26 protein-coding genes are annotated in these 23,871 nt (G+C 70.5%); 15 read left to right on the top strand and 11 right to left on the bottom strand.

The annotated features are described in order from the left end of the window. Positions 1 to 278: 278 nt before the first annotated feature. Positions 279 to 923 (bottom strand): class I SAM-dependent DNA methyltransferase, encoded by a 645-nt coding sequence (locus T333_RS26385; protein WP_397102628.1) that lies wholly within the window; start codon positions 921 to 923, stop codon positions 279 to 281. Between the two features lie 275 nt (positions 924 to 1,198). Here T333_RS26385 and T333_RS26380 point away from each other — a divergent pair, with 275 nt between their 5' ends. The 6 genes from T333_RS26380 to T333_RS26355 all read left to right on the top strand — a co-directional run bounded on the left by T333_RS26380 (position 1,199) and on the right by T333_RS26355 (position 8,761). Continuing rightward, positions 1,199 to 2,206, top strand: a complete 1,008-nt coding sequence (locus tag T333_RS26380) for a tyrosine-type recombinase/integrase (RefSeq protein ID WP_496426184.1) — start codon at positions 1,199 to 1,201, stop codon at positions 2,204 to 2,206. A gap of 150 nt (positions 2,207 to 2,356) precedes the next feature. Beyond that, complete coding sequence (locus tag T333_RS26375) at positions 2,357 to 3,217, top strand: SDR family oxidoreductase (RefSeq protein ID WP_355001581.1); 861 nt, start codon at positions 2,357 to 2,359, stop codon at positions 3,215 to 3,217. A gap of 26 nt (positions 3,218 to 3,243) precedes the next feature. Continuing rightward, positions 3,244 to 5,208 (top strand): CocE/NonD family hydrolase, encoded by a 1,965-nt coding sequence (locus T333_RS26370; RefSeq protein WP_496426183.1) that lies wholly within the window; start codon positions 3,244 to 3,246, stop codon positions 5,206 to 5,208. A gap of 135 nt (positions 5,209 to 5,343) precedes the next feature. Further along, on the top strand, positions 5,344 to 6,615 hold the full coding sequence (locus tag T333_RS26365) for a GlnX family signal transduction membrane protein (RefSeq protein ID WP_496426182.1): 1,272 nt from the start codon (positions 5,344 to 5,346) through the stop codon (positions 6,613 to 6,615). Beyond that, a complete protein-coding gene (locus T333_RS26360; RefSeq protein ID WP_355001578.1) occupies positions 6,612 to 7,580 on the top strand; it encodes a glutamate ABC transporter substrate-binding protein in 969 nt (322 codons plus the stop codon). The genes T333_RS26365 and T333_RS26360 overlap by 4 nt, the downstream gene beginning before the upstream one ends. Next, the gene (locus T333_RS26355; protein ID WP_496426181.1) at positions 7,577 to 8,761 is read left to right on the top strand and encodes a hypothetical protein; all 1,185 of its coding nucleotides are present in this window, start codon (positions 7,577 to 7,579) and stop codon (positions 8,759 to 8,761) included. The genes T333_RS26360 and T333_RS26355 overlap by 4 nt, the downstream gene beginning before the upstream one ends. A gap of 40 nt (positions 8,762 to 8,801) precedes the next feature. Here the strand turns inward: T333_RS26355 and T333_RS26350 are convergent, their stop codons facing one another. Then, positions 8,802 to 9,167, bottom strand: a complete 366-nt coding sequence (locus tag T333_RS26350) for a hypothetical protein (protein WP_496426180.1) — start codon at positions 9,165 to 9,167, stop codon at positions 8,802 to 8,804. On the opposite strand from T333_RS26350, the gene T333_RS26345 reads away from it, so the two are divergent. Genes T333_RS26345 through T333_RS26325 form a run of 5 tightly spaced genes read left to right on the top strand, consistent with a single transcriptional unit; the run spans position 9,166 to position 15,153 of the window. Continuing rightward, positions 9,166 to 11,172, top strand: a complete 2,007-nt coding sequence (locus T333_RS26345) for a serine/threonine-protein kinase (RefSeq protein WP_496426179.1) — start codon at positions 9,166 to 9,168, stop codon at positions 11,170 to 11,172. The genes T333_RS26350 and T333_RS26345 overlap by 2 nt on opposite strands. After that, positions 11,169 to 12,614, top strand: a complete 1,446-nt coding sequence (locus T333_RS26340) for a PP2C family protein-serine/threonine phosphatase (RefSeq protein ID WP_496426178.1) — start codon at positions 11,169 to 11,171, stop codon at positions 12,612 to 12,614. The genes T333_RS26345 and T333_RS26340 overlap by 4 nt, the downstream gene beginning before the upstream one ends. 22 nt (positions 12,615 to 12,636) lie before the next feature. Further along, positions 12,637 to 13,923: a vWA domain-containing protein gene (locus T333_RS26335; RefSeq protein ID WP_496426177.1), complete on the top strand. Its 1,287-nt coding sequence runs from the start codon at positions 12,637 to 12,639 to the stop codon at positions 13,921 to 13,923. Continuing rightward, positions 13,923 to 14,579, top strand: a complete 657-nt coding sequence (locus T333_RS26330) for a double zinc ribbon and FHA domain-containing protein (protein WP_496426176.1) — start codon at positions 13,923 to 13,925, stop codon at positions 14,577 to 14,579. Before T333_RS26335 ends, T333_RS26330 begins: the two co-directional genes overlap by 1 nt. A 19-nt stretch (positions 14,580 to 14,598) precedes the next feature. Beyond that, positions 14,599 to 15,153, top strand: a complete 555-nt coding sequence (locus T333_RS26325) for an AAA family ATPase (protein WP_496426175.1) — start codon at positions 14,599 to 14,601, stop codon at positions 15,151 to 15,153. 14 nt (positions 15,154 to 15,167) lie between these two features. Here T333_RS26325 and T333_RS26320 read toward each other — a convergent pair whose 3' ends face one another. Then, the gene (locus T333_RS26320) at positions 15,168 to 16,658 is read right to left on the bottom strand and encodes an FAD-dependent oxidoreductase (RefSeq protein ID WP_496426174.1); all 1,491 of its coding nucleotides are present in this window, start codon (positions 16,656 to 16,658) and stop codon (positions 15,168 to 15,170) included. Positions 16,659 to 16,847: 189 nt separating this feature from the next. On the opposite strand from T333_RS26320, the gene mbp1 reads away from it, so the two are divergent. Beyond that, positions 16,848 to 17,093 carry a microaggregate-binding protein 1 gene (gene mbp1, locus T333_RS26315; protein ID WP_355001571.1) on the top strand — a complete coding sequence of 82 codons (246 nt, stop codon included), beginning with the start codon at positions 16,848 to 16,850 and terminating at the stop codon, positions 17,091 to 17,093. Between the two features lie 72 nt (positions 17,094 to 17,165). Here the strand turns inward: mbp1 and T333_RS26310 are convergent, their stop codons facing one another. The 4 genes from T333_RS26310 to T333_RS26295 form a co-directional block, all read right to left on the bottom strand. Then, complete coding sequence (locus T333_RS26310; RefSeq protein WP_355001570.1) at positions 17,166 to 17,477, bottom strand: hypothetical protein; 312 nt, start codon at positions 17,475 to 17,477, stop codon at positions 17,166 to 17,168. A gap of 25 nt (positions 17,478 to 17,502) precedes the next feature. After that, the gene (locus T333_RS26305; protein WP_357247275.1) at positions 17,503 to 18,000 is read right to left on the bottom strand and encodes a hypothetical protein; all 498 of its coding nucleotides are present in this window, start codon (positions 17,998 to 18,000) and stop codon (positions 17,503 to 17,505) included. Between the two features lie 2 nt (positions 18,001 to 18,002). After that, a complete protein-coding gene (locus T333_RS26300) occupies positions 18,003 to 18,317 on the bottom strand; it encodes a hypothetical protein (RefSeq protein WP_355001568.1) in 315 nt (104 codons plus the stop codon). 70 nt (positions 18,318 to 18,387) lie between these two features. Continuing rightward, positions 18,388 to 19,401, bottom strand: a complete 1,014-nt coding sequence (locus tag T333_RS26295) for a glycosyltransferase (protein ID WP_496426173.1) — start codon at positions 19,399 to 19,401, stop codon at positions 18,388 to 18,390. Between the two features lie 134 nt (positions 19,402 to 19,535). On the opposite strand from T333_RS26295, the gene T333_RS26290 reads away from it, so the two are divergent. After that, positions 19,536 to 19,955 (top strand): CBS domain-containing protein, encoded by a 420-nt coding sequence (locus tag T333_RS26290; protein WP_355001566.1) that lies wholly within the window; start codon positions 19,536 to 19,538, stop codon positions 19,953 to 19,955. Between the two features lie 47 nt (positions 19,956 to 20,002). Here the strand turns inward: T333_RS26290 and T333_RS26285 are convergent, their stop codons facing one another. Genes T333_RS26285 through T333_RS26275 form a run of 3 tightly spaced genes read right to left on the bottom strand, consistent with a single transcriptional unit; the run spans position 20,003 to position 21,594 of the window. Beyond that, positions 20,003 to 20,743: a metallophosphoesterase family protein gene (locus T333_RS26285; RefSeq protein WP_355001565.1), complete on the bottom strand. Its 741-nt coding sequence runs from the start codon at positions 20,741 to 20,743 to the stop codon at positions 20,003 to 20,005. Between the two features lie 4 nt (positions 20,744 to 20,747). Continuing rightward, complete coding sequence (locus T333_RS26280) at positions 20,748 to 21,011, bottom strand: BON domain-containing protein (RefSeq protein WP_355001564.1); 264 nt, start codon at positions 21,009 to 21,011, stop codon at positions 20,748 to 20,750. 4 nt (positions 21,012 to 21,015) lie between these two features. Beyond that, complete coding sequence (locus T333_RS26275; RefSeq protein WP_355001563.1) at positions 21,016 to 21,594, bottom strand: nucleotidyltransferase family protein; 579 nt, start codon at positions 21,592 to 21,594, stop codon at positions 21,016 to 21,018. A gap of 123 nt (positions 21,595 to 21,717) precedes the next feature. On the opposite strand from T333_RS26275, the gene T333_RS26270 reads away from it, so the two are divergent. Together T333_RS26270 and T333_RS26265 are read left to right on the top strand one after the other, a co-directional pair. Further along, on the top strand, positions 21,718 to 22,140 hold the full coding sequence (locus T333_RS26270; protein WP_355001720.1) for a ChaB family protein: 423 nt from the start codon (positions 21,718 to 21,720) through the stop codon (positions 22,138 to 22,140). After that, positions 22,127 to 22,639, top strand: coding sequence for a DUF6328 family protein (locus T333_RS26265; protein ID WP_496426172.1), 513 nt, complete (start codon positions 22,127 to 22,129; stop codon positions 22,637 to 22,639). The genes T333_RS26270 and T333_RS26265 overlap by 14 nt, the downstream gene beginning before the upstream one ends. Here T333_RS26265 and T333_RS26260 read toward each other — a convergent pair. Beyond that, complete coding sequence (locus tag T333_RS26260) at positions 22,593 to 23,831, bottom strand: glycosyltransferase (protein ID WP_355001561.1); 1,239 nt, start codon at positions 23,829 to 23,831, stop codon at positions 22,593 to 22,595. The two genes, T333_RS26265 and T333_RS26260, sit on opposite strands and share 47 nt — an antisense overlap. Positions 23,832 to 23,871: the final 40 nt, after the last annotated feature.

The raw sequence follows: 23,871 nt of genomic DNA, 5'->3' as shown, positions 1-23,871 counted from the left end.
GTGATGCCCGCCCATTGGCGTTCCGGTGTGCCAGCTGATCACCCACCACACCCAGCACACGTGCAGGGCGTATTTCTGGCTCGCTGTGGGTGACGCCGGGATTCCATGCCGGCTCCTGGGGCGACTGCGCGGGCGGGGCGTCGGGTCGGCCGGTGACCGCGGCGCCGAAGGGGCGGCGCGGCAGTGGGGGCGATGCGGTTCGGCGTCGCGTTGGTCGGTGACATGCGTACCCCAGGTCCACGCTTCCCGCCGGGCCGTGTACGTCGGGGACCCCGCGGTTAGGACTTACTGCGTGCGAACAGAATCGCTTGCTGAGCTTTCGCATCCGGGTCGAGCAGCATCTGGGCCTCGACCACGAATCCGGCATCATGCAGCCAGGACGCCACCTGGTCCGGCTGACGGCGGTGGACATGGACCTTCATCGGGTGACCGCCGTAGCCGTCCGTCTTCAACAGCGACTCGTCGCCGACGTGAAACAGGAGTTGCAACGGTCCGCCGGGACGCAATGCTCGGTGGAAGCGCCCGAATACAGTCGGCACCTCGTCGTCTGGGATGTGGATCAACGACTGCCAGGCGAGCAGGCCGGCCACCGAAGCGACGGGCAGGTTCAGTTCCGTCATCGAGCCCACCTCGAACCGCAGGCCGGGGTGGTCGCGCCGGGCCACGTCGATCATCGCCGGGGAGAGGTCGATACCGAAGGCGTCGACACCGAGCTCATGCAGGTGGGCGGTGACTTCACCGGGGCCGCAGCCGACGTCCGCGACCGGTCCGCCGCCAGCGGTCCGCACGCTGTCGGCGAACAACGCCAGAGCCGCGCGAAGGTACTGGTGTCCGGCGAGGGCGCCGCGCACTTGGTCGGCATAGCTGACCGCGACCGTGTCATAAGAGGTTCGGGTGTCGGCCAACCAGTCATCCGTGGTCATGACCGGCACGATATTCCATCACCGGTAGGCAGGACGGCGTTGCTCATTGCGCGGGCCCGAGAGACCCTGGCCGACTCTGTCATACGGTGGCGTGGGCATCGGTGACTGCGGCGAACGGCGGTACGCGTCTGGCCGTGACCGGTCAACGATAGCAGTGATACCCCGGATAATGGTCTGTTATCCGGGGTAACATCGGAGTCGTGCTGCGGCGATCACGCTGCCGCGCAACATGAACCGGCCCCGTTATCCGGGGCAAGCCAGGAGAGGCGGGGGCGATGGCTGCGAAGGTGACCCGGCTGCGCACGCCGCCAGCGCGGACCCTGTGCACTGCCGCCGAGGCGTTCCTGGACACCATCGGATCGCCCAACACCCGCCGCGCCTACGGCATCGCGATCGTCAAGACCGTCGATGCCCTCGACGGGCCCGGCCCCGACGGGCTGATCGGCCGCTCGCGCGCCCTGGACTCGGTCACCGACGCCGAGATCGGCGCGGCGCTGGAATCGCTGTGGGGCCAAGCTGCGGTCAACACCTGGAACTCCCGGCGCGCCGCGGTCGGCAAATGGTTGAGCTGGTGCGCCGAACAGGGCTGGGACGCCCCGCAACTGCCCGCTTCGGCCGCGCGGTCGACCCCGCCGGACTCCGAGACGCCGGTGCGCTCGCGCACCGCAATCGATCGACTCATCGGCCGCCGCGAGATCCACGTGCGGGAAAAGACGCTGTGGCGAATGCTCTACGAAACATGTGCTCGCGCAGAGGAACTGCTGCAACTCAACATCGAGGACCTGGACCAGACGGGCCGATGCGCCCCGGTGAAGTCCAAGGGCGCCAAACCCCGCACCCGCCGCCGCGGGCCCGCCCACCACGAACACGTCCTCGAGATCGTGTACTGGGACGCGGGCACCGCCCGGCTGCTCCCGCGATTGATCAAGGGCCGCACACGCGGGCCGGTATTCGTGACCCACCGCCGGCCCGGGCCCGGCAAGTACCTCGCCGACCGCGACCTGTACCCCGACACCGGGCTGGCGCGGCTGTCCTACGACCAGGCCCGCGACCTACTCGACACCGCAACTGCGATCGACGGACCCGGAACCGGCTGGGATCTGCACGAACTCCGGCACTCCGGCCTGACACACCTGGGGGAATCAGGAGCCAGCCTGCTGGAACTGATGGCGAAATCCCGGCATCGCAAGGCCGAGAACCTCCGCCGCTACTTCAAACCATCACCGCAGGCGATGCGCGATCTCACCGCACTACTCGGTCCGGGAGCCGACCGCCGACGCTGAGCTGCGGCGTTTCCATATCCGTTGTTTCTTCGGCGATTGCTACCGGGACCCCCAGTGGCGGCGGGCTGCGCAGCCGCATGGTCGGTTCCGTCTGGGACGGATCGCGCCCGATTTATAGACAATGATGTTCGTCAACACTATGGTCTAGCCATGACGAAGTTCGACGGTAAGAGCTGCCTGATCACCGGGGCGGCCAGCGGTCTTGGCCGCGGCACCGCGCACGCGGTAGCGGCCAAGGGCGCGTCACTGATTCTCACCGACATCGACGCGGCAGGCCTGCAGCGTACTGCCGAAGAGTTGCGCGCGGCGGGCGCCACCGTGCACCTGGCCGAAGCGCTCGACGTCAGCGACCACACCGCCGTCGTCGCGCTGGCCGCCAAGGTGCACGAGAAGATCGGCAGCGTCGACATCGTGATGAACGTGGCGGGCATCGCCACCTGGGGAGCCGTCGATCGGCTCACCCACGACCAGTGGCGGCGCACCATCGACATCGACCTGATGGGGCCGATCCACGTCATCGAGGAGTTCTTGCCGCCGATGATCGAGGCTGGACGCGGCGGACACCTGGTCAATGTGTCCTCGGCCGCGGGCCTGTTCGGCCTGCCGTGGCACGCGCCCTACAGCGCGAGCAAATTCGGGCTGCGCGGCGTCTCGGAGGTGCTGCGCTTCGACCTGCGCAGGCACGGCATCGGCGTGAGCCTGGTGTGCCCGGGCGCGATGTCGACCCCGATGGTGAACCGCGTGGACATCGCGGGCGTCGACCGCGAGGCAGAGGCGGTACAGCGCGGGCTGAAGCTGTTCCTGCGGCACGCCGTCACCGCCGAGCAGGCCGCGAATTCCATTGTGCGCGGGGTCGAGCGGAACAGGTACCTGATCTACACCTCGCAGGACATTCGCATCGGACACTGGGCCCAGCGCTACTTCCCGCCCGCCTACAACCTCGCCATGCGCGGGCTGAACTGGGCGATGCAGCGGTACGTCGACAAGCCAGGGGTGCTGCGCGCACCCTGAGGCGTACCTCCGCCTTCGCTCCGGCCATGCGCGGGTCGACGGCGGGCTTCGTCCGGCTGCGCCAGCGGCCGGACACCCACCTCGGAGAGGGGATCGCCATGGTCGAACCGCTGACGAGCGCCACCGGCGCACCGCCGGACGCACGTTTCGACATCGGACCGGAGCGCTATCCGAAACTGCATGCGTCCGTGACGGTTCCGATCCCCATGTCCGACGGCGCGGTCCTGAGCGCCGACGTCCTGCGCCCAGGCGACCGCTCCGGGCCGACCACCGAACCGCTCCCGGCGTTGATCAACTTCACCGCCTACAACAAGATGATCAACCGGCACGGCATGCGCGCGAATCGGGCGCTGCGCACGCTGGCGGGTCGCGTCGCACCGTCCGACCGCGCCAGGATGACCGCGCGGGACGTGCTGCGCACACCCGCGGGGGGTGTCTTGGAACCGTTCGCGATCAACCGTACCGCCGTGTCGCGTGGGTACGTGGGGCTGATGGTGGACGTACGCGGCACCGGAAGTTCTACGGGCACTTGGGATTTCTTCGGTCACCGGGAACAGCAGGACTATCTCGAGGTGGTCCGGTGGGTGCGCGAACAGCCCTGGTGCGACGGACGCGTTGCGGTGACGGGTCTTTCCTACGGCGCGATCGCGGCGCTCGTCACCGCGGGCTTGCGCCCCGAGGGACTCGCCGCCGTATTCGCCATCGAGGCGGGAGAGAACCCGGTGCGCGAACTCGGGCTCACCGGCGGGGTGCCCACGCCGGGCATGCTCGCATGGATCCTGTTCGTGCACGGAGCCGGGCGGCTTCCGGCGCTGCCCGGTCTCGTCCGCAACGGGCTGCTCGGCCGATACCTGCGCGACCGGATCACCGGGCGCTCGGATTGGGTACGCCGCGCCATCCGGATCGCCGTCAGCATCGACCACCCCGACGGCTACCTCAATCCGGAGTGGGCGGCGCGGCTGGCGCACTTCGAGGAGATCGACGTCCCCACCTGGATCCACGGCGGCTGGCACGACGTCTACAACCGCTCGAATTTCCGCATCTACGAACGTATTCCGGTCGCGCCGGGAGCCAAGCAGATCTTGGTGGACGACTCCTACCACCTCACGCCAGGCTCCGGCTTCGGCGATCCCGGCAACCCGCAGGCGCTCGACGAACTCCAGTGCGCGTTCTTCGACCGCTGGGTCAAGGGCGTCGACAACGGAATCGACCGGTACGGACCGGTGACGGTGCGCAGACAAGGCGATGGACGCTGGATCCGCCGCGCCGAGTTCCCGGACCCGGCGACGCGTGTGCGCAGGCTCTACCTCACCGCCGATCCGAGCGGCACCGCGGCACACGCCGCCGCCGACGGCGGATTGTCGACCGCGCCAACGGATACCGAGTACCCGCTGACGGTGCCGACGGGCCGGGTCAGCGCGGCCTCGAACAATACCGCGGTCATGACGATGGGCGTCGCGCTGCTGTTCGGCGACCGTTTCGGCAACGACGACCGGCGCAGCGAGGCCACCGCGATCACCTTCACCAGCGCGCCGTTCGAGACCGACACCGTGCTCTCCGGTCCGATGAATCTGCACTTGCTCGCCGCGGTCGACGGGGCCGACGCTTTCTGGTCGGTCACCGTGTGCGACGTGCGCCCCGACGGTGTGTCGGCGCCGCTCACCCGCGGCGCGCTGCTGTCGACGCTCCGCGCGATCGATGCCGCCGACAGCTATTACGCCGAGGGCGAACTGCTTTTCGCCATGCACCCCATGACCGCCGATTCCGCGCTGCCGGTGACGCCGGGGAAGGCCTTCGAGATCGACATCGAGATCAACCCCACCGAGGCGCTGCTTCGCGCCGGGCATCGGCTGCGAGTCGCGGTCAGCCCCACCAGTTTCCCGCGCCATCTGATTCCGCCGTGGAAGCAGCGCCAGATCGCCGGTCAGCGCATCCTGCTGCGCCCCGACCGTCCCAGCTACCTGAGTTTCCGCGCGCTCGGCGGCGACTGAAACTCGCGAACGAGCTGGATCGGCGGCCGTTGCCGCGCGGTCGCGAGACCGGAAAGGCAAGGGGGAGCGGATCGCAGCGACCTACCGTACTATCGCGTGCGGAGACACCGGCCGGGTAGATGAAGGGGGGACGGTGTGGGACCTCGCCTTCCGGCGACCGCGCGCGACGGGGCGGCGTGGGTGCGGCGCTTCGCGCATACGACACCGGGACTGATCGGCGCGCTCGCGCTGGTGACGGTGGGGTTGTGCCTGCTCGCGGGTTTCACGGGCGCGAACCAGTCGAGCGGGAAGATCGACCGCCGCGACGCCGCCTTGGCTCGCACCGAGCCGCTCGCCTACGCGGCGCAGAACCTCTACGTCTCGCTCTCGGCGGCCGACGCCGCCGCGGCCGAGGCATTTCTGACCGGCGGCATCGAGACGCCGCAGGTCCGCGCACGCTACCAGCAGGCGCTCGCCGACGCGGCCGACGCGCTGGCCCAAGCCACCGCGGACGCCTCCGACGAGCGCACCCGCCGTATCGTGGCGGCCATCAGCGCCGAATTGCCCGCCTACACCGGTCTCGTAGAGACGGCGCGGGCGAACAACCGGCAAGGGTTCCCGGTCGGTTCGGCCTACCTGCGCGAGGCCTCCGAGGTCATGCAGGATTCGCTGTTGAAGAACGCCGAGGAGCTCAGCACCCTCCGCTTCGCGGCCCTGCACGAGGAGCAGCGGGCGATCGGCGCGCTGCCGTTCACCACGATCACGACACTCTTGCTGGTGCTGTTCGCCTGCGGCGCGGGCTCTTTCGTCCTGCTGCGCCGCACCAACCGGCGGGTCAACCCCGGACTCGTCGCCGCGGCGGCGGCGACCGGAGTCGCGCTGCTGTGGACCGTGCTGGCGACCTCGGTGGCCGCAGCGGCACTGGAGACCGGCGACGACGGCGCGGCCCTGCGATTCCAAACTCTCGCCGAGGCAAGGATTCTGGCGCAGCAGGCCCGCACGGCGGAGACCTTGCAGCTGATCACCCGCGGTGACATCGCCGCGGGCGAGGAGACCTTCACCCGCCACACCGCGGCGCTGCGCGACCGGCTCGCGGAGGTCACCGGACCGGATTCGCCCGCGGCCCTGCGCTTCGAGGGCTGGACCGCGGGTCATCGCCGCCAGCTCGCGGCGTATCAGGCGGCCGACTATCCGGCGGCCGTCGACCAAGCCATCGGCGCCGGGCCGGAGAGTTCGGCGACCCGGTTCGCCCAGCTCGACGAATCGTTGCGCGCCGACGTGCAGCGGGTGCGCAGCGACCTGCGCGGCGGTGTCGACGCCGCCGGTGACGCGCTGACCTGGAGCCCCTCCGGAGTGTTGCTGCTGATGCTGTTCGCGGCGGGCGCCGCGGTCGTCGGATTGTGGCCGCGGCTGAAGGAGTTCCTGTGACAAGACGGCTCTTCGCACTGGTCGTCGCCCTGGCCGCGCTCGGCCCGCTGGTCGCGTGCAGCACCGACAGCTCGGTGCCTGCGACTCCGCCAGCGGCCGCGGTGAATCCGGCCCCGCCCGAATTCGCCGAGATCACCACGCCCGGCCAGGCCGAGGACGAGTGCGATGCCGAGGCCAGCCTGCGGCCGGGCCCACTGCCGCCGCCGGGCGCGATGCCCGCGGGCTCGCCGATGGCCGCGATCGTGGCCAACGGCCGGATCCGGGTGGGCGTCGACCAGAACACCTACCTGTTCGGTTTCCGCAATCCCACCACCAACGAGATCGAGGGCTTCGACATCGATATCGCGAGGGAGATCGCTCGGGCCCTGTTCGGCGACCCGAATCGGATCGAACTGCGCTCGGTGACCGCCGAGGAGCGCATCTCGGCGCTGCGCGAGAACAAGGTCGACCTGATCGTGCGCACCTTCTCGGCCACCTGCGAGCGCCGCCGCGACGTCGACTTCTCCGCCGTGTACTACCGTGCGGCGCAGCGGATTCTGGCGCCGAAGAACTCCGGCATCCGGTCCGGGGCCGATCTCGGCGGCAAGCGGGTGTGCGTCACCAGGGGCACCACCGCGTCGGGGCCGCTGTTCGCGCTGCCCAAGCGACTCACGGTGTTCGGCGTGGCCAACTGGACCGACTGCCTGGCCGCGCTGCAACAGGGTCACGTGGACGCGATCAGCGCCGACGACCCCATTCTGTTCGGTCTCGTCGCCCAGGACCGGAACCTCGAGGTGGTCGGCGAACCGATCGGCAGCGGCGCCTACGCCGTCGGTGTGGCGAAGGGCGCACCCGATCTGGTGCGCTTCGTCAACGCGGTGCTCGAACGGATGCGCGCCGACGGCACCTGGCAGCGCATCTACGCCGCGCGCCTCAGCGCCCTCGGACCTTCGCCCGGCCCGCCGGAAACCCGGTACACCGCGTGAGCCGGGCGATCATGCAGCCACGCACCCTCGCCGAGATCGACAGCGAATTGGCCGCCCGCACCGGCGAATTCGACGCGATCGCCGCCACCCTGCTGGAACTGGACCGGCACCCCGGACTGACCCTGCTGCGCCGCTTTCCGCCCACCGGCCGCACCGAGCGCCGGTGGACGCCGATCAACGCCGAGCTGGACCTGATGTGGCAGGACTTCGCCAGGCTGAAAGCCATCCTCGACTCGGCGCGCACGGTGCGCGGCACGCGCCCCCGGCTGGACGCCGAGACGCGCGCCGAACTCACCCGGCTGCTGTACGGGCGGCCGCACGAGGCCTCGCGCACCCCGATTCCGTTGGCGCAGCGGTCGCTCACCGGGCCCGGCGAACACGTGCTGTTCGTCGGCTTGGCCGACACGGTGGATCGCATGCGCGCGACCTTTCCCCGAATCGCCGCCTTCCTCGACGAGGTCGGCGCGGTGAACGACCGGGTGCTGACCGGGCTCGCGCCCCTTCAGGATCGGTTGGATCGGGCGGGCGCCGTCACGGCCGAACTGCGGGACATCGGCGCGGCCATCGCCGAGCTGTTGCGCCGCTCGGCCACCGACCCGCTGGCGTTGACACCGCCCGAGATCGACGCCCGCCTCGCCGATATCGGCGCGCGCCTGGACCGCGCGGCCGACGTGCTCGCCGAGCTGACATCGATCACCGCGAATTGGGATGCCGCCGTGGCGGCGACCCGCGACCGGCTGACCGTGCTCGCCGAGACCGAGGCCCGAGCCGGACGCGCGCGTGCGGAAGCCGAACGCAAGATCCGTACCGGGCCGCTGCCGTCATCCGGCGCGGAACAGAAGGGGCTCGACGCCGAACTGGCCGCCCTCGATGCCGAACCCGGCGCGGCCGCGGAGCTACTGAACCTGCGCCGCCGGATCGCCGCGGCGACCCAGGCGGCCGCCGGCGCGGCCGAACTCGCCCAGGGCTTGCTGGACCGCCGCGCCGAGCTGCGCGGGCGACTGTCCGCGTACCGCGCAAAGGCGGCCAGGCTGGCGCTTGCCGAGGACGACGAGCTCCTGGCGAGCCATCGGATCGCGAGCGACCTGCTCGCGCACCGGCCGTGCGATCTCGCGGCGGCCACCCGCGCGGTCGCCGACTACCAGCAGATCGTCGCGCGGAAATCGGGGAGGAGATCATGACCTGCACCGAGCCAGGCTGTGACGGGGCGGTCGAGGACGGTTATTGCACCGTGTGCGGGACCGCACCGGCTGCGACCGGCGCGACGGCCGGGCCGTCGATGGGTACCGCACCGGTTGCCACCGGTGCGACGACCGGCCGTTCGGCGGGTGCCGCGCCGGTGGCCTCGGTATCGAGATCAGGGCATTCGGCGGGCACGACGGCCGAGGTCTGCGCCGAACCCGGCTGCGGCGGAACCGTATCCGGCGGGTACTGCGACACCTGCGGCACCGCTCCGGCGGCGACCGAGACCGTCGCCGCCTCGGCCCGCACGTCCGCGGGCAGCACGCGGGGATCGGCGCGCTCGGTGCGGACCGGCCGGTCGACGTCGTCGAAGCCCAGCGCGCGCGGACGGCTCGGCGCGGGCATGGTCGACGTGCCTCGGGTGCCTCGGATTCATCCCACCTCGGCCGTTCTCGCCGACCCGATGGTCGCCGAGTCGAAGCGCTTCTGCGGCGCCTGCGAACGACCGGTCGGCCGCGGTAGGGACGGTGCGCCGGGCCGCACCGAGGGCTTCTGCCCGAACTGCGGCGCCCGATTCTCCTTCGCGCCCAAGCTGAGCGCTGGCGACCTGGTCGGCGGCCAGTACGAGGTGGTCGGTTGCCTCGCGCACGGCGGGCTCGGCTGGATCTACCTGGCCACCGACCGCAATGTCGGCAACCGTTGGGTGGTGCTCAAAGGTCTGCTCAACTCCGGCGACCTGGACGCCATGGCGGCGGCCGTCGCCGAGAAACGGTTCCTCGCCGAGGTCGAGCATCCGAGCATCGTCAAGATCTTCAACTTCGTCGAACACGCCGGACCCGATGGCGTCGCGGTCGGCTACATCGTCATGGAGTTCGTCGGCGGCACCTCGCTCAAGCAGATCCTGCGCGATCGGCGCGACACCGACGGCGGATACCTGCCGGTGCCCCAAGCCATCGCCTACATTCTGGAGATGCTGCCCGCACTCGGCTACCTGCACTCGCTCGGTCTCGCCTACTGCGACTTCAAGCCAGACAACGTGATGCAGACCGACGAGCAACTGAAGCTCATCGATCTCGGCGCGGTGATCGCCATGGACGATCAGGACAGCGCCATCTACGGCACGATCGGGTACCAGGCGCCCGAGATCGCCGCCACCGGACCTACCGTCGCGACCGAGGTGTACACCGTCGGCCGCACGCTGGCGGTGCTGATCATGCACGTGCCACAGCAGGGCGGGCATTTCGGCGCGCTGCCGGGACCCGACGCCGAACCCCTGCTCACCCGCTACGACTCGCTGCACCGGTTCCTGCTGCGCGCCACGGACGCCGATCCCGAGGCCAGATTCGCCTCGATGGAGGAGGTGGCCGATCAGCTGACCGGCGTGCTGCGCGAGGTGCTCAGCGCCGACGACGCGGTACCGCGCCCCGGCATGTCGGCGTATTTCGGGCCGCCGCGCGCGGTCTTCGGTGTCGGCGTCGACGCGGCGGTCGCGCCGCAAGACGTCGTGGCCGGACTGCCGGTGCCGCTGGTGGATCCCAGCGACAGCGGCGCCGCGCTGCTCGCCACGACGGCGGGGACGACGCCCGGCGAACTGGAGCGCGCGTTCGCCGACGGGCTGCGTTCGGTGGTCACCGGCCGCGGCGAATCGGTGGAGATCCCGCTGCGTCTGGTGCGCGCCGCGCTCGACACCGGCGATCCGGCCGAGGCCGAGCGCAGGCTCACCGAGCTCGCCGACCGGTTGCCCGGTGACTGGCGGCTGGCCTGGTATCGCGGGCAGGCCAGGCTGCTCGCCCGCGATTTCGCCGCCGCCCGCGCCGAATTCGACGCCGTGTACACGGCGCTGCCCGGTGAACCGGCGCCCAAGCTCGCGCTGGCGGCCGTCGCCGAACTCACCGCCGACGGCGGCGCGGCGGCGCGCTACTACGACACCGTCTGGCGCACCGACCGCTCCTTCGCCGCCGCGGTGTTCGGTCTGGCGCGGATGCGCCGCCGCGCGGGCGACCGGGACGGCGCGGTCGCGGCACTCGACCAAGTCGATCCGTCCTCGTCGCTGTACACCGACGCGCGCGTCGCCGCGGTGGACGCGCTGCTCGCCGAACGCGGGCCCGCCGAGCTGACCGAGGCGGTACTGCGCGACGCGGGCGGCCGGGTCGACGCGCTGGCGCTCGATTCCAAACGCCGTGGCGCACAGGTGCGGATGCGGGTGCTGGACGCCGCGCTGGCCTGGCTCGACGGCGGCCGAGCGGTGACGAACCACGTGCCGCTGCTCGGCGTCCCATTCGACCAGGAGGGGGTGCGCACCGGGTTGGAGCGCTGCTTCCGCCACCTGGCGCGCGAGACCGAGGACATGTGGGCCCGTTTCGAGTTGGTGGACCGCGCCAACGCCATCCGTCCGAGGACCACGCTGTGAACCGGGACGGGAGCACCGAGCCGGGCGGACCCACCGAGCCCGACCGTCCCGCCGCGTCCGACCGACCCACCGAGCCGATCACCCCTGCCGAGCCCGGCAGTCCGACCGTGCCGATCACCCCTGCCGCGCCCGACCGACCTACCGAGCCGATCACCCCCGCCGAGCCCGGCAGACGGACCGCGCCAACCAGCCCCACCGCGCCAACCGCTACCACCGGGCCGGACAACCCCGCCGAGCCGACCAGTCCAACCGAGACAGCCCGTCCCGCCGAGCCTGACAACCCCGCCGAGCCCGGCCCGGCGCCGACCCCACCCGACCAGCCGACTTCGACCGTGAGTGCCTACGTGACCCCACCTGTGAGCGCAGTTCCGACCCATCCGGCGGACACCGTGCCGACCATGCCCTTGGCGAAACCCGCCGAACCGCCGAGCGCTTCGCCGCGCTGCCCCGGTTGCGGGGAGAGCGTCTCGAGCGCCGATCGGTACTGCGAGGCCTGCGGGCGGGAACTGGGCGCGCGCCGGGTCGCGCTGCCGCATCCGGAGTCCGAGTCGGCGACTCCGCGGCCGTGCGACGCCTGCGGCGCGCAGGTGTACGACCCGGACGGCTACTGCCGCGGCTGCGGCCAATTGCGCGCTCCGCGTGACCGTTTCGAGGCCGACCTGGGCGCGGTGTGCGTGGCCACCGACCGTGGCATCGCGCACGCGCGGAACGAGGACTCGGTCGCCGCCGCCGTGGTGGACGACGCGGCGGGTCCGCAAACCGTCGTCATCGTGGTGTGCGACGGCGTGTCCACCTCCGAGGATCCGCAGGCCGCCTCCGGCACCGCATCTCGGTCGGGTGTGGACGCCACGCTCGCCGCGCTGGCCGAAGGCCAGGAGGCCCCCGACGCCGCGCTGGCCGGACTCGCCGCCGCGGCGCAGGCGGTGCGCGATATCGCCGTGCACGAGAGTCACGCGCCGTCCTGCACGTACGTCTCGGCCATCGTGCGCGGCTACGACGCCGATACGGTCGAGATCACGGTGGCGAACGTCGGTGACAGCCGCGCGTATTGGCTCGTGCCCGCGCCCGGCGCGCCCGACATCCCGCCCTCGCAACGGCTCACCGTGGACGACTCCTGGGCCCAGGCCCTCGTCGACGCGGGCGCCATGGACGAGCAGGCCGCCATGAAGGACCCGAGGGCGCACACCCTGTTGCGCTGGCTCGGCGCGGACTCGGGGGATCGGCCGTGGTCGGACACCTGCGTGCGCGTCTTCCGCACCCGTGGTCCCGGCCTGCTGCTGCTGTGCAGCGACGGCCTGTGGAACTACCAGCCGGACGCCCACGCGCTCGCCGCACTCGCGACCGCCGCGGAACCGATGCGAGCGGCCCGCGATCTCGTCGAGTTCGCGCTGCACAGCGGGGGCAGCGACAACATCACCGTCGCGCTCGCGCGGGTGCCCTGATCGACCAGCCAGGAGAAGTACTGTGAATTCTGTTGCCGGCAATGGCATCTCGGTGGTCGTCGACCAGAACGAGTTCCTCGCGGAAGGTTCGGGCACGGTCGACGCGGTGGTCTCGGTGGAGACCGGCGCCGATTTCGTCGCGGCCGGGCCGCCGCCGGAGCGCGTGGAGATCCTGATCATCGACAGTTCGGGGTCGATGGGCAACGGCAAGAAGCTCGAAGGCGCCCGCCGCGCCGCCATGGCCGCGCTCGACGCGCTGCCCGACGGCACCCGCTTCGCGATCGTGCAGGGCACCTCCATGGCCCGCCTGGTCTTTCCGACCGACGTGCCCTCGGTGCCCGCGGACGAGACCACGCGCGCGGCGGCGCGCCGAAAGCTCGACAAATTGCGTGCCGACGGCGGCACTGCCATGGGTACCTGGCTCGGCTTGGCCCGGCAACTGGCCAAGAAACACGAGGGCGCCATGGTGCACGCGATCCTGCTCACCGACGGCAAGAACGAACACGAGTCGCCGGAGTCCCTCGCCGCCGAGATCGCCCAGTCCGCGGGCGTGTTCACCTGCGACTGCCGCGGCGTCGGAACCGATTGGCGGGTGGACGAATTGCGGTCCATCGCCTCGGCGCTGCACGGCACCGTCGACATCGTCGCCGATCCGGCGCACTTGGCCGCGGACTTCGCGGCGATGACGCACACCTCGATGGCCAAGGCGATTCCCGAACTGACATTGCGGGTCTGGACTCCGGCCGGTGCGACGGTGCGCTTCGTCAAGCAGGTCGCGCCCGCCATCGAGGACCTGACGGCTCGCCGCGTCGAGGCGGGCGCGCAGGTGGGGGAGTATCCGCTCGGAGCGTGGGGCGCCGAGGAGCGCGATTACCACGTGCAAGTGCGGGTGGAACCCGCCGCGCCGGGACGGGAGAAGCTGGCGGCGCGGGTCAGTGTGATCGCGGGCGACGAGGTCGTCGGGCAGGGTCTGGTGCGGGCGGTGTGGACCACCGAGACGGAATTGTCGGCCCGGATCAGCAGGCGCGTCGCGCATTACACCGGTCAGGCCGAGCTGGCCGATGCGGTGCAGGAGGGGCTGGCGGCCCGCAAGAACGGCGACGTGGAGACCGCGACGGCCAAACTGCGGCGCGCGGTCCAGCTGGCCGCCGAGTCGGGCAACGAGAGCACCGCGAAGCTGCTGCGCGGCGTGGTCGAGGTGGACGAGCGCAACGGCACGGTGCGGCTGCGGTCGCGCGTCGCGGCCGAGGACGAGATGGCACTGGACGCCCGCTCCACCAAGACGGCGCGGGTACGCAAGGAGTCCTGATGGTCACCTGCCCGGAGGGACACCCGTCGGCGGCGGTCGACTACTGCGATGTGTGCGGAGCACCGATCGGCGCGTCGCCGACGACGGTCGCCGCGCCACGCTGCCCGGCCTGTGGCGCGCCGAGCGGCGGACGCTTCTGCGAGGCTTGCGGTCACGATTCGGCGCTGCCCGCGCCGTCCACACCGGAACCCGTTCCGCGCGAAGTCGATCCGGAGATCGCCGATTCGGCCACCGCGCGGCCACCGGCCGTCACCTGGATCGCCACCGTCACCGCCGATCGCGCCTTCTACGATCGCGTGCTGGCGCGCGAAGGTCCGGACGCGGATCGCGTGGAGTTCCCCGGATACTATCCGCCGCGCCGAATCGCCTTGCGCGGCAGCGAGATCCTGATCGGCAAGCGCAGCGTCTCGCAGGGCCTGAACCCCGACATCGATCTAGGCATCGCCCCCGCCGACGCGGGCGTCTCGCGGGCGCACGCGCTGCTGCACCTGACTCCGACCGGTCTCACCGTCACCGATCTCGGCTCCACCAACGGCACCAGCCTCAACGACAGCGACGACCTGATCCCGGCGGAGCAGCCGGTCGCGCTGCGCAGTGGCGACCGCGTCCACGTCGGGGCATGGACCACCATCACCCTCACCGTGGAACCGGCCTGAGGTCTGCGATCATGGCCGGATGGCCTCCGCTGTCTATCTGATCACCGGTATCCAAGCCGCGGGCAAGTCGACGGTGGCCCAGGCGCTGGCCGAGCGCCTGCCCCGTTCGGCGCACGTGCGCGGGGATACCTTTCGCAGATTCGTGGTCGGTGGCCGCGCGGAGATGGGTCCGGAACCGTCTGCCGCCGCCCTCGATCAGCTGCGGCTGCGCCATCGGCTCGCCGCGTCGGTCGCCGACGAGTACGCCGCGGCGGGGTTCACGGCGATCCTGCAAGACGTGGTGCTGGGCGAGTTCCTGCCGTTCACGATCGACCAGATCCGCACCGATCCGCTCTACGTGGTGGTGCTCGTGCCCAGCCACGAAGCGATCGCCGCCCGTGAGTCGGCTCGCGACAAGAACGCCTACGACACCTTCACCGTGGCGGCCCTGGACGCCGTGCTGCGCGACAGCACACCCCGCCTCGGTCTATGGCTCGACACGTCGGAGCTGACCGTCGCCGAGACCGTCGACGTCATCCTCGACACCGCGCGCCCGATCGCGCGGCAACAGGACCGATCCCGAGCGGGCCGTTAGGCCCCGGCCGTCACCTACACGTCCTTGCGCAAGACCGCGCGCCGCGCGAGCGGCTTGGTCGCCGGTCCCTCCAGGACCGCGCCGTCCGGCGCGAAGCGGGAGCCGTGTAGTGGACAGTCCCAGGACCGTTCCGCGTCGTTCCACCGCAGGATGCCGTACAGGTGCGGGCAGACGGCCGATACCTCGGTGGTGACTCCGTCGACGGTGCAGATCGCCGAGGGCGTGAGCCCGTGTCGCTCGACCCGCCCACAGCCCTCCTCGGGCATGCTCGCCGAGCCGCCACCGAGCATGCGCAGCCATCCCGTCGAAAGTTGTTGGGCAACAGCCGTGTTCGCTTTCGCACCGGACAGTAGCGAACGCAGTTCGGCGGGCCGCCAGGTGGTGAAGGTGCCGGACCAGGCGGGCGGCTTGCCGGTGAGCCTGCCTGCCAGCGCGAGCGCGGCGGCGACGCCGTTGGTCAGGCCCCATTTGGCGTAGCCGGTGGCGACCAGGATGTCGTCCTGGCCGGGCAGCAGCGAGCCGACGTACGGCAATTCACCGACCGGGTGGTAGTCCTGAGCCGACCAGCGGTGCAGCACCTCCGCGCCGGGGAACCAGGCGGCGGTCCAGTCCAGGAGTTCGTCGGCGTGCTCGGCGGCCTCGTCGGTCCGCCCGACCGCGTGGCCGCTGCCGCCGACCAACAGCAGGTCGCCCTCGGGGGTGGGGTGGTAGCGCAGCGAGCGGATGGGCTGCCCCGCGCTGATGTACATGTCGTGCGGCACCGAACCGGGTACCCGGAACGCCGCGAGGTACGAGCGCTGTGCCGTGAGCCGCGCGAAGAACCCGCCCCGGTCCAGCATCGGGGTCCCGGTGGCCAGCACGACCGTGCCCGCGGTCAGGTCGCCGTGTTCGGTCTGCACGAGCAGTTCACCGTCGGAGCCGTGATGCACCCCTTGCGCGAGGGTCGATTCGTAGATCGGGGCGGCGTGCGACTCCACCTCGGCGGCCAGTGCGGCGAGCACGGCCATCGGGTCGATCTGGGCCTGCTCGATCAACCGGACCCCGCCGTAGGCCGGGAAGGGCGCTTCCAGGTCGTCGATCAGCTCGGTCGGCAGTCCCGCCGCCCTTGTCGCCTCGAATTCCGCTTGTACCGAGCGCTTTTCGCGTTCGGACTGGGCGTAGGTGACCGCCGTGGCGCGCTGATAGGCGATTCCGTGCTCGTCGCAGAAGCGCAACAGCCAATCCTGGCCGTCCCGATTCGCCGCCAGGTACTGCGCGAGGGTGCCGACACCGTGCCGCCCGGCGATGCTCTGCGCGCGAGTTCCCTGGAGCAGGCTGACTTTTCCGGTCGTGCCACCGGTCGTCCCGAGCCCGACGCGCCGACTCTCGACCACCGCGACCTGGATGCCGTTCTGGGCCAGTAGCAGCGCGGTGACGAGCCCGGTGATGCCCGCGCCGATCACGACGGTGTCGAAACGCGAGCCGGGCGTCAGCCGCAGTCGGGCGGGTACTTGCGCGTCGTTCATCCACAAGGACGTCATAGTCGGGACATAGCCGATCGACCCGGCCCGAAACCCGGCGCTGACCGGCCGATCTTCCAACGGGCGACCACGCGTGATCGACTTCGGCGAATATCCGCACCGCTGATTGAGCCCGCCTCGGCCGGGTAGACCGCCACTGTCCACCTGATAACCGATATTTCGGAGGTAGATATCGTGTCCGAGCACAAGAGTGGTCCCCGGGAAGGCGTCGAAGGCGCTGTCGAAGGCGTCAAGGGCAAGGCCAAGGAGGCCGCCGGAAGCGTCTTCGGAAACGACGATCTGCGCGACGAGGGCAAAGCCCAGCAGGACAAGGCCGAATCCCAGCGCGAGGCCGCGCAGAAGGAAGCCGCAGCCGAGAAGGAGCGTGCCGAGGCGTCGGCCGACGAGCAGCGTCAGCGCGCTCACCAGAAGGGGCAGTAGTCCCCGCACCCGCGCCACGCGGTGAAAAAACGGGGTGTCCGGCTCGAGCCGGACACCCCGTTTTTCGTTGTCTTACTTCGGAACGAAGATGCCGGTCAGGTCCGCTTTCCGGATCGGTGTGTCCGGATTGGCCTGCGCGGTGCACATCAATTCGATCGAGGCGATGGCGGCGTCGACCATGCGGTCGTCCGGCGCCTCCTGACCGCTGCGCTCCTGCTCGAGGAACTTGGTGACGGTGGTCCGCTTCTTGTCGGCGTCCTGCTCGACGAACTCGCTGCACGGCGTGTCGCCGCCCTTGTTGACGGCCTTCTCGGCCTCCGCACAACCCGCCGCGAACATCGCGGCCGAGGCCAGCGCCGCGACGGCGAGGCTACGCATTCTCATCGAAACTCTCCTGTGTCGGGGCGGCTCAGAATCCGGCGAGGCCGGCGGCCAGGTCATCGAGGTTGAGCGCGTCGAGCACCTGCTGGCGCACGTCGGGGCACTGCTGGATGGTGGCGGTGTCGATGATCGACTGATCCGCGAGCACGGCGTCGTTGAGTCCGCCGTTGCGCACCGCCCAGTTGTGCACCGTGCCGTTGAAGCTGACCCGGCCGACGATCTCACCCTGTTCGCTCCAGTTGCCGACCTCGGCGCGCATCATGTCGCACAGCTGCGCGGCGGCCTCGGGCGTCACCTCGTCGGGATTGGGCACGTCGGCGTTGGGATCGGGCACGTCGGCGCTCGTCGGCGCCGCGATGGTCAGCGAGATGGTGCCCTCGGTGGGGGTGGCGGGTACCGGGTCGGTGTTGCCGTCGCCGCCGCATCCGGCGACGAGCGAGCCCACGGTCACCAGCCCGGCGAGCACGGCCAGACTCCGGCTCGGCAGCCGAGTTCGGCCGTCGGCTTCCGGTGATCGGTGGTGCACGATCAGTGCCCCCGGTCGTCGTAGAAGTCGCCGTGCTTGCGCTGGACGCGCTTGTGTTCGGCGAAGACCAGCGCGGCGCCGACGACGATGCTCAGCCCGGCCGCGATGCCCGCGACGATCGCCCAGCCCTCGAAGCCGTAGCCCGCCGCGGTGAGCGTCAGCGCGACGAGCACGATGCCGACGCCGACCAGGACCATGCCCGGCCAGTTCTTCGCGTCCTCGATCGCCTCGCCCGCGTGTGTCCGGGTGGTGCGGTGGTGGTCTGGAAATACGCCTTCCGGCTTCTTGTCGTCTCGGAAATTGTTCTCGGCACGCATAGTGGTCTCCTTCCGAGTGCAACCAGCGAACGGGTGCCGTTCGACGGGTACCCGGGGAATCACCGGTCAATCAGCGGCGGCTGGCGACGAGGTCGGTGAGCAGCCGGTCCCAGGCCTGCAGGAACTCGGCGAGACCGAAATTGGCCTGCGCCCACTGCCTTGCCGATTTGCCCGCCAGCTCGGCGAACAGGGGTTCGTGCAGGAACTGCCGGACCGCCTCGGCCAGGATCTCCGGCTCGGTCGACACCACCCCGGCCTCCGCGGGGATCGAGGCGGAGACCTCGGTGGTGCCGAGCGCCACGATCGGCATGCCCAGATACATCGCCTCCAGCACCGACATGCCCAGCGAGGTCCAGCGCGGCACGTGCAGGAACACGCGGCGGCGGGCCAGCTCCTCGTACAGCCGGTCCTGTTCGAGATCGCCCGCGCCGGTGATCCGGTCGGGCGGGCGGTGCAGCGCGGCAGCCAGCCGTTCGGTGCCCGCGCCGTAGACATCGATCGGCGCGGCTTCGGAGAGCGGCGCGAGCAGATCGGTGCCGGTGATGCGGCAGCGGCGCACCGGATCGTGGATGATCGTCGCGGCCCTGGCCAGTTCACCGGTGTACCGCTGGCCGGGATCGGGGATCCCGTAGCGGATGACCGTGCTCGGGCAGCGGCCGTTGTCCCACATCAGCCGGTTGAACTGGGTGACGTGCACCAGCGGGATGTCCGAGCGGCCAGCCAGGGGATGCCTGGTCAGCGCCGCGTGCTGATGTGGCGTGTTGTGTTCGACGTAGACCGCGGGCACGTCGATGCCCGGCGCGCGACCGAGCCATTCGTGCGCGAGGTCCATCTCCCTCGGGCGTTGCAGGACAACGAGATCGATGTCGGTGTCGACCAGATCGGCGGGTGCGATGTCGACCGCGTTCGCGGGCCAGGGACGACCGCACCGGCCACGCGCCCACTCGCCGCGGCGTGCGTCATAGGGCACCAGATAGCGGTGCCCGCCCTGGACGAAAGCTGTCATCCACGGGCTCTGCGCGTGCCACACCAGGACGTTCAGCGGTCCGGCCGCCCCGTTCGAAGTGATCGTCGGAGCTTCCATACGCCCGGTGTGCCCCGGCGCGTTCGCCCGAAACCTGGATACCCGAGAACCCGTGTACCCGAGCGCGACCCGGGTACGCGGTCACCGAGGCGCCCATACCGTGGCGCCTCTCACGTGGACCAGGGAGGTCGGGGATGACAACGGCAGGCGACATCATGACGGCGGGCGTGCACTGTATTCGCGCGGGCGACACCGTGGCCGAGGCGGCGGACCAGATGGCCGAACTCGACATCGGCGCGTTACCGATCTGCGGCGAGGACAACCGGTTGCACGGCATCCTCACCGACCGCGACATCGTGGTGAAAGTCGTTGCGGCGCGTAAGGATCCGCAGCAGGTGACGGCGGGGGAGCTGGCGGGCGGTGTGCCGTACACGGTGGACGTCACCGACGGCGTGCGCAAGGTGGTGTCGCTGATGGCCCAGCACCAGGTGCGGCGCATCCCGGTGCTCGATCGCGGGCGGCTGGTCGGCATCATCGCCCAAGCCGATGTCGCGACCGCCCTGGGCAACGCGCAGGCGGGGAACATGGTGGAGGCGGTCTCGCTGGACTTCTGATGCGGCAACCCGCCCACCGATCGTGCGCCGCTCATCGCGGCGCACGGTCACGTAGGCGCGCTGACGACCCGCTGCCTGGCGGGTTCCAGCTCGTAGATCGCGTAGGCCGCCCGGATCACCGGCTCGGCGACATTGCGCACCCGGATGCCGCCCGGCGTCGTTCCGCGCTCGGTGCCCGCGTGCGCGTGGCCGTGCAGCGCCAGATCCGCGCCGAATTCGTCGATCGGCTCGCCGAGCAGATAGGAGCCGAGGAACGGGTAGATCTCCCTCGGCTCGCCGTGCAGGGTGTCGCTGACGGGCGAATAGTGCGTGAGCACGACGGTCACGTCGGTGTCCAGCTCGGCCAGCGCGTCGCGCAGCGAATCGGCCAATGCCACGGTGTGGCAGGCGAATTCGCGCATCACCCGCTCGCCGAACACGCTGGCGCACTTACCGGCGAACCCGCCGCCGAAGCCCTTCGTGCCCGCCACGCCGAGCGTCTGCCCGTCGACGGAGACGGTGGTGGAGCTGCCCTCGAGCACGGTGATGCCGTAGTCGCCGAGCAGGGCGGTGATGTCGTCTTGGGCGTCGCTGTGGTGGTCGTGGTTGCCGAGCACGGCGATGACGGGCACGCCGAGATCGGTGAACTCCGTCGCCACCACCCGCGCCTCGTCCAGCGTGCCGTGCCTGGTGAGGTCTCCGGCGAGCAGCAGCACGTCGGCGCGCATGGGGAGTTCGCGCAGCACGGGGCGCAGCTGTCCGGAGGACTCGGCGCCCAGATGTATGTCGCCTACCGCGGCGATCCGCATGGCGTCAGCTCCCTTCGTGCGTCGACAGGTGTTCGGTTCCGGTCGGTGCGGTGGGCACCGAGACGCGCACGTCGTTGTGGATGACGACGCCCGGCAGCTGTTCGCGCACGACCGCTTCCATCTGCTGTTTGCGCTGTTCGCTCGTCACTTCGCCGTCGAGCACCACCACCTCACCGCGAATGGTGACCTGCACGCCGAGTTCGGCGGTGCGCGGGTCCTCGGCGAGCGCGCGGCGCAGACGGGCCACGAGGTACTGGGGCTTTTCCATCGGCTCAGCCTTCTTCTCGGTCTCGAGTGCCCGGGTCGGCCCGGCCCGCGTCGGTGATACCGAGGTCGTCGACCAGGCCGAGAAAGGCTCGGGCATAGGGTGATTCCTTCGTCTGACTGCGCACGACGGACCAGTCCACCTGCTCGCGCAGATCGCGCGCGATGTGCAGCAGCGGGCTCAGATCCAGCCGGTGCGCGTCGAAGACGAGGAGCTTGTCGATCATCAGGTCGGTCGCGCTGATCACCGGCGCCACCGTCGGCCCGACGCGCATGACCGTGGCACGGTCCAGCAACTCGTCGGTGACGTCGCGGCAGTTGGGCCGGTAGATGACGTCGATCAGGGTGTCGCCGTCGTAGACCTTGGACAGCCAGTCCTCGGGCGGCTGGCACACCCGCAGACCCGCCCGCGCGAGTGCCTGGATGGCGCGCGAGGTATCGGCGGGTTTCACGAACAGATCCACATCGTGATCCGACGCGGGACCGCCGCGGGCGTACACCGCGCAGCCACCCGCCACCGCGAACCTGATCTCCGCGTCGAGCAGCGTGTTGGCGGCGCGGGTCAGCGCGTGCAGCAGTTCGTCCATCGTCGCGACCATGCTGCGGTGGTACCCGGCGGATTCCGGGTTAATCAGGGCCTGACCGGGTATGCGATGACGTACACCTCGGCCGGAAACGACCGCGGCCGACCACTAGGAAGGGGCGGTGACATGCCGAAGACAACCCGCAGTGGAGAGGCGAAGAAGTCCGAGCTGCCGAGCACCGTGCGCCGGTCCGACGACAAGGCGCAGCGAACGTTCGCGAAGGCGCACGACGCCGCCCTCGAGGAGTACGGCAGCGAAGAACGCGCCTACCGTGTGGGCTACAGCGCGTTGAAGCACAGCTACGAGAAGATCGGCGACCATTGGGAGCCGAAAGAGCGGCGCGGACCCTCCGACGAGCGCGCCGAGAGCGGGGGCCCGAACGCCCGGGGCCGGACGGCCGAAGGCGTGAACGCCAATGCGACGAAGAAGCACCTGATCAATGTCGCGGGTCGCCTGTCGATCACCGGGCGCTGGAAGATGACCAAAGAAGAGCTCATCTCGGCGATCGAGAAGGAGAATCGCCGGAAGACCGCAAGTGCACGACAATGAGGACACCTCGCAGCGCCCGGCAAGGGCCTACGAGGGACGGGACGAAACCGAGCTCGAACGACTCGACCGCAACTGGGCCAGCCTGATCCAAGAACTGCGCGTCGTACAGACCGGCGTGCAGTTCCTCATCGGCGCGCTGCTGCTCTTGCCCTTCCAACCCGAGTTCGCGGTGGTGTCGCAGCAGATGCGCACGCTGTATCTGGTTACCGTCTGCGCGGCGTTCGGCGCCACGGTGTTCCTGGTGGCGCCGGTGTCCTGGCATCGCATCCTGTTCCGCAGGCATCGGCTGGGCAACGTCGTCTCGGCCGCGCATCGGTGCGCCATGGCGGGTGTCGCCTTACTCGCTATCGCGCTGACGGGGGCGTTGGTCCTGGTGGTAGACGTGGTCGCCGGGGACGTGGCGGGCGTGGTCGCGGGCGTCGTCGCCGCGGTGCTTTTCGCCGCGGCCTGGCTCATCGCGCCGTGGCGATGGCGCGCCCGGAGCCAACGGCACCCGTGACCACCGAGGCCCGCGCGGGCGCGGCACGCCGATACGCCGACAGCGTCGCGGCGGCGACCGCATCCCAGGAATAGCGGCTGCTCGCCCGCTGATACCCGGCCGCGCCCCAGGTTTCGCGCAATGTCGCGTCCTCGAGCAGCGGGCGCACCGCACGGGCCACGACATCCGGCTCGGGCGGTGCGACGAATTTGCCCGTGACTCCGTCCACCACGGTGTCGAGCATGCCGCCGACCGCGGTGGTCACCACCGGCTTCCGGCAGGCCATCGCCTCCAGCGGAACCAAGCCGAACGGCTCGTACCAGGGCGTGCACAGCACCACGTCGGCCGAGCGGTACAGCCGCGGCATAGCGCTGTGCGAGACCCGGCCGAGCAGCCGAACCCGTTCGTGCACACCGTTTTCCACGGCGATGCGACGCAACCGCTTGGCTTCGGCGTCGTCGTCCACGTCGTCGCCGACCGCACCGCCCGCGATCACCAGTTCGGTGTCGGGCAGGTCGGGCATGGCGCGCACCGCGAGGTCGAATCCCTTCCTGCGCACCAGTCGGCCCGCCGCGAAGATCCGGTGGCGCGCCTTGCGGTCGGCGACGCCACCCTCGGGGCGGAAGGTCCCGAGATCGACTCCGCAGGGCGCCACCGAGATACGAAAACGCGGCACGCCCATCCTGACGAGTTCGACGGCCTCGTCGGCGCTGGTCGCCAGTACGTGCGCGGCCCTGGTCGCGATGAGCCGCTCGAATCGGATTCGGGAGCGTGGGCTGGTGTCGGCCAGTCCGTGGTGGCGGCGCTTGACGGTGCCGAGCGCGTGGAAGGTCACCACCACCGGAATGTCGTGCGCCCGTGCCGCCAGCTCGGCGGCCAGCGCGGACATCCAGAAGTGCGCGTGCACCAGATCGGGGGTGTCGATGGCCCAGTGCTTGCGCAGGAACGTGCCGAATTCGCCGAGGTGGGGCAGTGTCTGGTCGCGGCCGAGTGGCCGCGGCGGCCCGGCGGGGACGTGCACGACGCGGTAGCCGTCGCGGGTCGCCACCTCGGTCCGGACGTGCGGGTCGTCACGCCGGGTGTAGACGGTGACCCGATGCCCGCGACGGGCCAGCGCCGCGGAGAGCGCCGCGACGTGCACCTGTTGACCGCCCGCGCCGCCGCCGGGATCCGAGAGCGGGCTGATGTGTTCGGAAACCATGGCGATCTTCACGGCTACTCCGTTCCGGCGAGAAGGCGGGCGCATGCCGATA

The sequence above is a fragment of the Nocardia sp. CNS-044 genome (assembly GCF_059570515.1).
This window is presented reverse-complemented; position numbering and strand designations above follow the sequence as displayed.